Source organism: Candidatus Pelagibacter communis, assembly GCF_001179845.1.
In the GTDB taxonomy this organism is placed as follows: Bacteria; Pseudomonadota; Alphaproteobacteria; order Pelagibacterales; family Pelagibacteraceae; genus Pelagibacter; species Pelagibacter ubique_Q.
This window is the reverse complement of sequence record NZ_CVSB01000011.1, coordinates 47571-58618: the sequence shown is the minus strand read 5'-3', so window position 1 is coordinate 58618 and position 11048 is coordinate 47571. Positions and strand designations below refer to the sequence as shown.

Sequence of the window (11048 nt, the reverse complement as noted above, 5' to 3'; positions counted from 1 at the left end):
TTTAACCTCAGGTACTACTTGGCATGCAGCAGGTTTAGTTGGACAACTTGGTTCAACTTCAACCATAACAAAACTTAGAAAATATTCTTTAAATCTCTATAAAGAACTTGAAAAAAAGACTGAACTTTCAACAGGTTTAAAACAAAATGGCGCAATTACAGTTGCAAGCTCTAAAGAAAGACTTCAAGAACTATTAAGACAAGCGACTTCAGCAAAACTATTTGATGTTAACGTTGAAGTTTTAAATAAACAAAAAGTTAAAGAATTGTACCCTGTGATAAATCATCAAGATATTGTAGGTGGTGTATTTATGCCTGAAGATGGTCAAGCTGACCCTGTAGGGGTGACCAATGTTTTGGCAAAAGGTGCAAAAATGGAGGGTGTTAAAATTTTTGAAAAAACAGCAGTTACAAAAATATTAGTTAAAAATGGCAGAATAACTGGGGTTGAAACCAAAAATGCTAAAATTGAATGCGAATACGTTGTGCTTGCCACAGGAATGTGGTCCAGACAAATCGGTGAAGATATAGGTGTAAGTATTCCTTTATACCCTAATGAACATTTTTACATAATTACTGAACCGATCAAAGGTCTTCCAAAAAATCTTCCTGTTTTGAGAGATTATAATGATTGTCTTTATTTAAAAGAGGATGCTGGAAAAATACTTGTTGGTATTTTTGAGCCAGATGCAAAAAATGCATTTAAAGATAAAGGAATTGTTCCAAATGATTTTTCTTTTGGGGAATTTCCTGACGATTTTGATCATTTCGAGCCTTATTTAGAAAAATCTTTTAAAAGACTTCCCGTGTTAGAAAACGCTGGTATAAGAAAATTTTTTTCAGGACCAGAATCTTTTACTCCAGATACACAATACTTATTAGGTGAAACTCTAGAGGTTAAAAATTTATTTACTTGTTGTGGGTTTAATAGTATTGGAATTGCAAGTTCAGGAGGAGCAGGTAGAGTGACAGCCGAATGGATGATTAATGGTTATATGAATGAAGATTTATTTTCATTAGATATAAAAAGATTTCAAAAATTTCATTCAAATAAAAAATTTATAATGAATAGAGTTACTGAAACATTGGGTGATCTTTACGGTATGCATTGGCCTTATAAACAGCACAAAACATCGAGAAATCAGAGATTGCTACCATATCATGAAGAATTGAAAAAAGCTGGAGCTTGCTTTGGTCAATCTGGGGAATTTGAAAGACCAATGTGGTATGCACAAGGAGAAACAAAATCAAATTATAAATACAGTTTCAATTATCAAAATTGGTATCCATCTGTTGAAAAAGAAAGCAAAAATACAGTTGAAAATGTTGGTTTGTTCGAGCTTTCACCATTTTCAAAATATGAAATTAAAGGTGAAAAAGCTTATGAGGAACTTCAAAGGTTATGTACTTCTGATATAAAAAATGAAATTGGAAAATGTACCTACACCAATATGCTTAATGAAAATGCTGGAATTGAAACTGATCTAACAGTTGTGTGTCTTGATAAAAATTACTTTAGAATAATAAGTTCAGCAGCTTTGAGAACTCACGATAAGGCACACATACTAAAACATTTATCACAAGATGTTGAGTTTAAAGATGTTACAGATGATTTAATTTGTTTAGGTGTTTTTGGACCAAAAAGTAGAGATTTATTATCTCAAATTACAAACGAAGATTTAACTAATGAAAATTTTAAATTTGGTTCTAGCAAGTATATAAAATTGGGATCTCTAAATGTTTGGGCTCAAAGATTATCTTTTGTAGGTGAACTTGGTTATGAACTATATGTTGAAAATCTCTATGGTAAAGATTTATATAAACTTATATTAAATAGTGGAAAAAAATTTAATATTTCTCATTGTGGTGCTCACACTATGGATACAATGAGAATGGAAAGTGGATTTTTGCACTGGGGACATGATATATCACCTGAAGAAAATCAATACCAGGCAGGCTTAAATTTTGTAATTAGTTATAAAAAACCTTTTAATTTTATTGGAAAAGAAAAATTGCTTAAAATTAAAGATAAAAAACAAGATAAAAGACTAATTATGCTTTATTTAAAGAATAGTAAACCAGGATATCCATTGCTACTTCACGACGAGCCAATTTATTTAAACAATAAGATTATTGGAAGAACAACATCAGGTAATTATTCATTTAATTACAATAAGAACATTTCATTTGGTTATATAAATTCACACTTATCAAATAAGGAATTAAATGATTTGGGACTATTTGTGGAGATTGAAAAGCAAAAATTTCAGGCAGAAATACTTTTTAAACCTTTGAAACAAAGCAATTTTAAAAAAATTTAAAAAAATTAATTTGTTTTTTTTTTCTATAACTGTTTAAATAATCACATGAAAAATTCGCATCCTAGACCAATAGATCATCGTATTGATAACGATACAGATTTAGTTTCTAGAAATAAAGATTTTAAGACTACTAATATAAATATCCTTTTAAATAGAGTTAAAATCGAAAAAAAGATCAGATCAAGAAAAAAAATAATTTTTTCAATGTTCATAATTAGTATCATAACTGCTTTAAGCATTATAGTATTTAGTAATTAACTAATTTAACCTATCAAAATAAATTAGAGTTTTTATGGATAAAATTAATATAATATATCTATTACCAGAAATGAAGGGAGCTTCAGGAGGAGCAAAAGTAATTTATAATCATTCTTTAATTTTAAATAATTTAAATAAAAAAATTAATTCTAAAATAATTCATTTAAAAAAAAATTTTTTATACAAGCTAGAATTGTCATTATCAAAAAGATTTCAATTTTTTGATAAAAAAAAAGCAGGTTGGGATGGAAAAAAGATGAGAGTAAGTAGAAAATATAGACCAAAAAAAGACTGGCATAAAAATAAAATTTTGGTCGGTGATAATATAAATTTTGATAAAAAAAAAGATTTTATTATTATTCCAGAAATTTGGGCACATTTTGCTGTTGATCTTAAATTTGCTGAAAATGGAATAAATTATGCAATTTTTGTTCAAGGTTTTTATCACATGAATTCTACAAATAATTTTTTAAATCTAAAAAAATCGTATGAGAATGCAGGTTTAATTATTACAACATCAAAAAATAGTGTCAGTTATTTAAGAACAATGTTTCCCAATCTAAAAAAAAAAATTTTAAAAGTTAATTTATCAGTTGATACAAACAAATTTAAGATAAAAAAAAAATCTAACTTAATAACATATATGCCTAGAAAGTTACCCGAACACTCAAATTTATTACTTTTTTATTTAAAAAATTTAATGCCAAAAAATTGGAAAATTTTACCTTTAATTAATTTGACTGAAAAAAAATTAATACAATCTCTTTCAAAGTCAAAAATATTTTTATCTTTCTCTAACTTTGAAGGTATGGGCCTTCCCCCAATTGAGGCTGCTCTTTCTGGAAATAAAGTTATCGGCTATGTTGGAGGAGGAGGATCAGAATATTGGACAAAACCTATTTTTATCAAAGTTGAAAATGGTGAAATAGAAGATTTTGCAAGAAAGATTATTAGAAATATTAAATCTTATAAAAGTAGTTGGGTTAAAGATACTAAAAAAAATCGGTTATTACTTTCTAAATATTATTCTAAGAAATCTGAAAAAGAGTCTTTAATCTTTTTATCAAATAAAATTTTAAAATTTTTTAAATAGATTTAAAAACTTGATTGCACAAAAAAATAAAAAGTATTATAAAACATCAACAATTTAATGGCGGGGTAGCTCAGTTGGTTAGAGCGCGGGACTCATAAGCCCGAGGTCAGTGGTTCGATCCCACTTCCCGCTACCATTTTTCTGTAGTACGAATAAATGCTTAATAATTAAATATTTAATTCAAAATTTTTTTTAGCTTTGATAAATTCATAGTTTGATTTAGAGGCAATTTACTTTTGCTACTAGCCTTAATCTTCAAAATATTTCTATTAAATTTTTTTGCGAATTGGAAAACTGATTGTGATTTACCGCCAACATTAATAATTCCTCTTTTTTTTATTATTTTGGGTAAAATTTTAACTAAATCCTCATGATACATAAAATTAGTTTTTAAATTTGTAAAAGCTTTTTTATAAGGAAAAGGTTTTTCTGTCATAGTTATTCTTAATATTAAAGAATTTTTATACATTGCAACTGCACACTCACCCCCTAATTTCGATAGCCCATAATTATTAAATGGTTTTACAGGATCTCTTTCTGAATAATTCCCTTTTACACCCTCGTAAACATAACCAGTTGAAAAGTATATCAATTTGATATCATTTTTTTTACATACTTTTGTTATGTTAGCTGTTCCAATAATATTTAAATCAATACTTTTAGAGATATTTTTTTCATGAATGTCCATTGGCCTTGATAATCCTGCACAGTGCATAATTATTTTGGGTTTTATTTTTTTAACTATTTTTTCAATAGAAGAAATACTTAAAATATTACATTGTTTCTTTGACGCATAAAATAATTCAAGAGATTTGTTTTTTTGCTTTAAAATCTTAGAAAATCGACCATCACCTCCTGTGACTAAAATTTTTTTTTTCATTCAATTATATCTTTTTAAATTGTTTCAGTGTCATGGCATGATTATCCTTTTTTGAAACGATTTTTTTTTTGAGAGGCCATTTTATATTTAGTTCTTTATCATTAAATTTAATTACTTTTTCACTTGCAGAATCACGATATTGAGTACAGCTGTAAATAATATAATTTTCATTTTCAAGTGCTTGAAATCCATGTGCAAATCCTGGTGGAATATAAACTGATTTTGAATTTTTTTCACTAAGAGTGCATTTATAATATTTGCCAAATGTTTTAGAGTTTTTTCTAAGATCCACAGCAACATCAAAAATTCTACCTTTTATAACTGAAACAAATTTACCTTGTGATTTTTTTTTTTGTAAATGCAATCCCCTAATCACATTTTTTTTAGAAAAAGACATGACTAAAAATGGAAATTTTTTATTAATTTTCACTTCTCTTATTAGTTCTTTAAAATAGCCTCTTTTGTCTTTAAAAGATTTATTTTGAATTATAAACAAATCTTTAAATTTAGTTTTTTTCATAATTTAAGTGATTATTTTTTTAAGATAGTTTGAATATTGACAATTTCCATAAAATTTAATCGAAGCTGTAATTTCTTTTTTTGTTATCCATTTATTGTTTAAAGAAATTTCCTCAAGACAAGCTATTTTAAATCCTTGTTGATTTTCGATAGCTGAAACAAAATTGCTAGTTTTATAAAAATCTTCTATTGATCCAGTATCTAGCCAAGCACCACCTCTACCAATGAATTCAGCAGATAAATTATTACTTTTTTTGTATTTATTTAATAAATCAGTAATTTCAAGCTCATTTCTTATAGAGGGCTTTAATTGTTTTGAATACTTAACAACATTTTTATCAAAAAAATAAAGTCCTGTAATAGCTAAATCGGAAACAAATTTTTTTGGTTTTTCTTTAATCGCCAAAATTTTATTTTTTTTAATTTTTGCTACACCAAATTTTTCAGGATCTAAAACTTTATGAAGAATTACTTTAGCTCCTTTGTTTATTTTAATACATTTGTTGAGCATTTTTGATAATGATTGACCATAAAAAAAATTATCACCTAAAATCATAGCTACACTTTGTTTTTTTATAAAATGCTCTCCCAAAATAAAAGCATCAGGAAGTCCTCGTGGTTTATCTTGTTCAATGTAAGTAATTTTTATTCCTAATTTTTTTCCATTAGGTATGATTTTTTTATATTGATCTAATTGACCCTTGTTAACAATAATCAATACATCTTTTATCTTAGCTAGCATTAATATTGAAAGTGGATAAAAAATCAGAGGTTTATCATATATTGGCAATAATTGTTTGTTAACTGCTTTTGTGAGAGGACTCATTCTCGTTCCCATTCCTCCAGCTAAAATAATTCCTTTTTTAATCATTTGAACCTAATCTTTTTATAATATCTTTTTTTGAAATTGATTTATAATATTTTTTATTACTGTTATACCAGTCAAAAGTTAGTTTAATTCCCTTTGTAAAGTTAGTTTTTGTTTTCCATTTTAATTTATTTTTTATTTTATTGCTATTGAGCGCATATCTAATGTCATGACCTGGACGATCTTTTACAAATTTAATTTTTACATTATGTCCTAATTTAATTTTTTTCCTTGCAATATTTATTAATGATTTACAAATTTCTAAGTTATTTAAATTTTTATTTGATCCAATGTTATAAAATTCACCTATTTTACCTTTTTTGAATACTTTTATTAGTGCCTCACAATGATCTTTTACGTAAATCCATTCTCTAGAATTTTTTCCATTTCCATAAATAGGCAAACTTTTATTATTAAATATATTGTAGATTAATTTAGGTATTAGTTTCTCTGGGTGCTGTTTAGGGCCATAGTTGTTTGAACAATTTGTAACTATTGCTGGAATTTTATAAGTCCTAACATAAGATGAAACTAAATGATCTGATGCTGCCTTACTTGCAGCATATGGAGAGCTTGGTTTGTAAGGGTAGTTCTCATTAGATCTTCCTTTTAATATGTCTCCATAAACTTCATCTGTTGAAATATGAATTAGTCTACTTTTTTTATTTTTTGCAGTATATGCTCTAAAAATTTCTAGAAGATTAAATATTCCTAAAATATTACTATTAATGAATTCTTTAGGACCATCTATTGATCTATCGACATGAGTCTCTGCTGCTAAATTAAAAATTCCAATTGGTTTGTTTGTAAAAACAATTTTAGTTAATTTCGATTTATTATTTAAGTCACATTTTATAAATTTATAGTTTGGGTTATTAATATAATTTTTTGTATTATAGAAATTTGACGAATAAGAAATTTTATCTATATTAATTACATTAAATTTCTTGTTAAGTAATAATTCAATAAGATTGCTACCAATAAAACCAAGACCACCAGTTACAATAATTTTACGCATGATTTTTTTTACAATAATAGATATAGTAAATATATATTAATTCACATCAATAATGACTTTAAGCTTAAATAATTTAACATTTATCATTGTTACATTTAAAAGTGAACATATAATTCATGAATGTATTGAGTCTTTACCAAAAAACTCTGAGATTATATTGATCGATAACTCAAATAATAATGACATGAAAAACGATTTAGAAAAAAAATATAATAAAATCAGAGTTATTGTCCAAAAAAATGAGGGAATGGGATCTGCTAACAACAAAGGGATAAAACTATGCAAAACTGATTATGCTTTTGTGATAAATCCAGATGTTAAATTTTACAAAGATACAATACAAGCATTAATAGATTTTTCATCAAAAAATCTTGACTATGCTGTTTTAGCTCCAATATCTGATAATTTAAGATATCCAAACTATAAAATCACAAGCAAAAATGTATCAGAAGATGCTGATGATCATCTAAGCGTAGATTCAGTAGATGGTTTTGCAATGTTAATAAATAAGAACAAATTTAAAGATAACAACTATTTTGATGAAAATTTTTTTCTATATTTAGAAAATGATGATTTATGTTTAAGAAAAAAAAAAGAAAATAACAATATTTATATTGTAAAAAAAGCTAAAATAAATCATTTAGGTGGAAAATCACACTCTAATACTTATGAAACAGAAATTGAATTTTCTAGAAATTGGCATTGGATGTGGTCAAAATTTTATTTTAATAAAAAACATTTCGGATATTTAAAAGCTCTAATAATAAGTTTTCCAACTATGATAAAATCCATTTTAAAGTATTTTTACTATTTAATTAGATTTAATAGATACAAAAAAAAAATTTACAAAATGAGATTTTCAGGTTTGTTAAACTCTATATTAGGTAGAAAATCTTGGTACAGGCCAAAGGTTTAAATTTTAATGACCAGGAAAGTCTATTAAATTTTCAACTTTATAATCTTTTTTTAATAAGTTCTCAGATCCACCTAAATCAAATAAATTAATAACGAATACAAATGCAGCAACTTTACTATTTGAAATTTCTACAAGTTTGGCCGCCGCTTCTGCTGTTCCACCTGTAGCAATTAAATCATCAATTATTAGCACACTATCGTTCTCATTTAATGAATCTTTGTGCACCTCAATTGTAGCCTTTCCATATTCAAGTTCAAAGTCTACTGAATGAACATCTGCTGGTAACTTATTTTTTTTTCGAAGCATTATGAATGGTTTTTTTAAAATATAAGAAACTGCAGACGCAAATACAAAGCCACGTGACTCTATAGCAGCTATTTTTGTAAAACTGTATTTTTTTGATCTTTCTATTATTTGGTTAATAGTTTCAGAAAATGCATTTTCATCTTTGATTAATGTGGTAATGTCTCTAAATAAAATACCTTTTTTTGGATAATTTGGGATAGATCTAATATAATCTTTTAAATTCATAATAGTTAAATATAAAAGTATAAATAATTAAATTTTTAACTATGACAACTAATAAATTAGCAATAATTGGTGGAAGTGGTCTTTACGATGTTGAAGAATTTAAAGATAGAGAATTACTTAATTTAAATACCCCTTGGGGGAAACCATCGGATCAAATATTAAAAATAAACTACAATAATAAAGAAGTGTATTTTTTACCAAGACATGGAAGAGGCCATTTTATTTCACCATCAAATATAAATTTCAGAGCAAATATTGATGCACTAAAACAACTAGGTGTAACTGATATTGTTTCTGTTTCTGCAGTAGGATCTCTTAAAGAAGACTTACCTCCAGGAAAATTTGTTATAGTGGATCAATTTATTGATAGAACGTTTGCAAGAACCAAAACTTTTTTTAATGATGAGATTGTAGCACATGTTTCTATGGCACATCCAACATCAAAAGGATTGATGAATGCATGCGAAGAAGCAATTAATAAATCTAACATAGATTATCAAAGAAATGGTACTTACGTAGTAATGGAAGGCCCTCAATTTTCCACTTTAGCAGAGTCTAATTTATATAGATCATGGAAGACAGATGTAATTGGAATGACTAATATGCCAGAAGCTAAACTCGCTAGAGAAGCTGAAATAAGATACGCCTCAGTTTCAATGGTAACTGATTTTGATTGTTGGCACCCAGATCATGAAAATGTTGATGTTCAACAAGTAATTAAAGTTTTATTAGAAAATGCCGAAAATGCAAAATTGATGATTAAAAATTTAATTAACAATTTTGAAGATCATATAGATCCAAATGATCCAGCTAACAATTGTTTGGATGTTGCGATAATTACAGCTCCTGAAAAGAGAACACAAAAAACTATAGATAAACTTAAAACTGTAGCAGGAAGAGTCCTGATTAAATGAAAATTGAAGGTAAAGAATACCGAACAATTTGGTTTGAAAATAATATTGTTAAAATAATCGATCAAACAAAACTTCCCCACCAATTTATTATTAAAGAACTTAGAACTGTTAAAGATGCAGTTAATGCTATTAAAATAATGGAAGTAAGAGGAGCCCCTTTAATAGGTGGTACAGCTGCTTATGGAATAGCTCTAGCGATTCAGGAAAATAATGATCCTGAATTTATAAAAAAAAGTGCAGAGGAACTAATTCAATCAAGACCTACAGCAATAAATTTGAAATGGGCAGTGGATCGCATGATTAAGAAATTATCAGTTATTAATAGTGATCAAATTTTAGATGCTGCTTTAAATGAAGCCAAAGAAATATGTGATGAAGATGAAAAGTTTTGTGAAAATATTGGTATCAATGGATTAAAAATAATTGAAGAAATTTATAATAAAAAGAGAGAAACAGTTAATATTTTAACTCATTGTAATGCAGGATGGCTTGCAACGATCAATTGGGGAACAGCTACATCTCCAATTTATCACGCTCACAATAAAGGAATTCCTGTCCATGTATGGGTAGATGAAACTAGACCAAGAAACCAAGGTGCAAATTTAACTTCTTATGAATTAAATGAAGAAGGAATAAATAACACGATTATAGCTGATAATACTGGTGGAATTTTAATGCAAAGAGGTGAGGTTGATATGTGTATTGTTGGTACTGACAGAACTTTATCTAACGGAGATGTTTGTAATAAAATTGGGACTTATTTAAAAGCATTGGCAGCACATGATAATAATGTACCTTTTTATGTAGCATTACCTAGCTCAACCATAGATTGGAATATAAAAAATGCAAAAGACATACCTATTGAAGAAAGAAATTCACAGGAATTATCTCACGTCGAGGGTATTGATGAGAATAATAAAATTAAGAGAATTCAGATATACCCTAATAAAAGTAGAGCTATGAATTTAGCATTTGATGTAACTCCTGCAAAATATGTTACAGCTCTGATCACTGAAAAAGGAACATGTGAAGCATCAACACAAGGATTAAAAGAATTATTTAAATGAAAAATTTAAAGGAAAGAGAAGAAGTAATTGAATATTCTATTAAACTCAATACAACAAATTTATCTCCTTTAAGATCAGGAAATATTTCAGTTAGAGGTATTGAGGAGGGAATTGAAGGGTTTTTCATTACCCCTTCAGGAAAAAAATATGAATTGTTGAAACCTGAGGATATTGTTTTTTTATCTTTAAACGAAGAAAAAGATTTTTTATCTTGGTTCAATTCTGGAAAAAATCCATCATCAGAATGGCGTTTTCATCAAGATATTTATAAAAACAAGTGGGAAGCAAAAGCAATTGTTCATGCTCATTCACCTAATGCTACTGCAGTATCTACTCATGGAAAATCTATCCCACCATTTCACTATATGATTGCTCTTGCAGGCGGTGAAGATATTAGATGTTCGGAGTATGCAACTTTTGGTACCCATGAACTTTCAGTGAATATGATTAAAGCTTTAAAAGATAGAAAGGCATGTCTTATGGCGAACCATGGACAGGTTGCATTTGGAGAAAATTTATCCAAAGCTTTCGAGCTTGCTCAAGAGGTAGAAAATATTTGCCATCAATATATTATTGCTTTAAAGATGGGAGAGCCCAAGAATCTTTCTTTCGCTGAAATGAAAAAAATCTTGGAAAAAGTTAAAAATTATAAAAGCAGTTAGTT

General features: G+C 27.3%; 12 protein-coding genes and 1 tRNA gene. 8 read left to right on the top strand and 5 right to left on the bottom strand.

Features of this window, described 5'->3' with window-relative positions; all coding sequences use genetic code 11:
• From AMN81_RS00790 to AMN81_RS00775, 4 genes are all read left to right on the top strand, one after another.
• Positions 1-2320: GcvT family protein (locus AMN81_RS00790; protein WP_072090250.1), on the top strand; the 2320-nt coding region annotated here is incomplete at its 5' end.
• 45 nt (positions 2321-2365) lie between these two features.
• Positions 2366-2578, top strand: a complete 213-nt coding sequence (locus tag AMN81_RS00785) for a hypothetical protein (protein WP_023855061.1) — start codon at positions 2366-2368, stop codon at positions 2576-2578.
• Between the two features lie 34 nt (positions 2579-2612).
• Positions 2613-3671 (top strand): glycosyltransferase family protein, encoded by a 1059-nt coding sequence (locus AMN81_RS00780; RefSeq protein WP_072090249.1) that lies wholly within the window; start codon positions 2613-2615, stop codon positions 3669-3671.
• A 59-nt stretch (positions 3672-3730) separates the two neighbouring features.
• Positions 3731-3807 (top strand) — tRNA-Met (locus AMN81_RS00775).
• Between the two features lie 39 nt (positions 3808-3846).
• Here AMN81_RS00775 and AMN81_RS00770 read toward each other — a convergent pair.
• From AMN81_RS00770 to rfbB, 4 genes are read right to left on the bottom strand one after another with little or no spacing between them, the layout of a single operon-like run.
• Positions 3847-4551 (bottom strand): sugar nucleotide-binding protein, encoded by a 705-nt coding sequence (locus tag AMN81_RS00770; RefSeq protein ID WP_072090248.1) that lies wholly within the window; start codon positions 4549-4551, stop codon positions 3847-3849.
• Positions 4552-4555: 4 nt separating this feature from the next.
• Positions 4556-5071 carry a dTDP-4-dehydrorhamnose 3,5-epimerase gene (gene rfbC / locus AMN81_RS00765; RefSeq protein WP_072090247.1) on the bottom strand — a complete coding sequence of 172 codons (516 nt, stop codon included), beginning with the start codon at positions 5069-5071 and terminating at the stop codon, positions 4556-4558.
• A 3-nt stretch (positions 5072-5074) separates the two neighbouring features.
• Complete coding sequence (locus AMN81_RS00760; protein WP_072090246.1) at positions 5075-5941, bottom strand: sugar nucleotidyltransferase; 867 nt, start codon at positions 5939-5941, stop codon at positions 5075-5077.
• On the bottom strand, positions 5934-6956 hold the full coding sequence (rfbB, locus tag AMN81_RS00755) for a dTDP-glucose 4,6-dehydratase (protein WP_072090245.1): 1023 nt from the start codon (positions 6954-6956) through the stop codon (positions 5934-5936). The genes AMN81_RS00760 and rfbB overlap by 8 nt, the downstream gene beginning before the upstream one ends.
• Before the next feature lie 52 nt (positions 6957-7008).
• On the opposite strand from rfbB, the gene AMN81_RS00750 reads away from it, so the two are divergent.
• Complete coding sequence (locus AMN81_RS00750) at positions 7009-7872, top strand: glycosyltransferase (RefSeq protein WP_072090244.1); 864 nt, start codon at positions 7009-7011, stop codon at positions 7870-7872.
• 3 nt (positions 7873-7875) lie between these two features.
• Here the strand turns inward: AMN81_RS00750 and AMN81_RS00745 are convergent, their stop codons facing one another.
• Complete coding sequence (locus tag AMN81_RS00745) at positions 7876-8403, bottom strand: adenine phosphoribosyltransferase (RefSeq protein ID WP_023855070.1); 528 nt, start codon at positions 8401-8403, stop codon at positions 7876-7878.
• Positions 8404-8444: 41 nt separating this feature from the next.
• Between AMN81_RS00745 and AMN81_RS00740 the strand changes: the two genes are divergently transcribed.
• The 3 genes from AMN81_RS00740 to AMN81_RS00730 are packed head-to-tail and all read left to right on the top strand — an operon-like array spanning position 8445 to position 11046.
• On the top strand, positions 8445-9317 hold the full coding sequence (locus AMN81_RS00740) for an S-methyl-5'-thioadenosine phosphorylase (protein ID WP_072090243.1): 873 nt from the start codon (positions 8445-8447) through the stop codon (positions 9315-9317).
• Entirely contained in the window at positions 9314-10384 is a 1071-nt protein-coding gene (mtnA, locus tag AMN81_RS00735) for an S-methyl-5-thioribose-1-phosphate isomerase (protein ID WP_072090242.1), read from the top strand. The genes AMN81_RS00740 and mtnA overlap by 4 nt, the downstream gene beginning before the upstream one ends.
• Positions 10381-11046 carry a class II aldolase/adducin family protein gene (locus tag AMN81_RS00730; RefSeq protein WP_072090241.1) on the top strand — a complete coding sequence of 222 codons (666 nt, stop codon included), beginning with the start codon at positions 10381-10383 and terminating at the stop codon, positions 11044-11046. Before mtnA ends, AMN81_RS00730 begins: the two co-directional genes overlap by 4 nt.
• Positions 11047-11048: the final 2 nt, after the last annotated feature.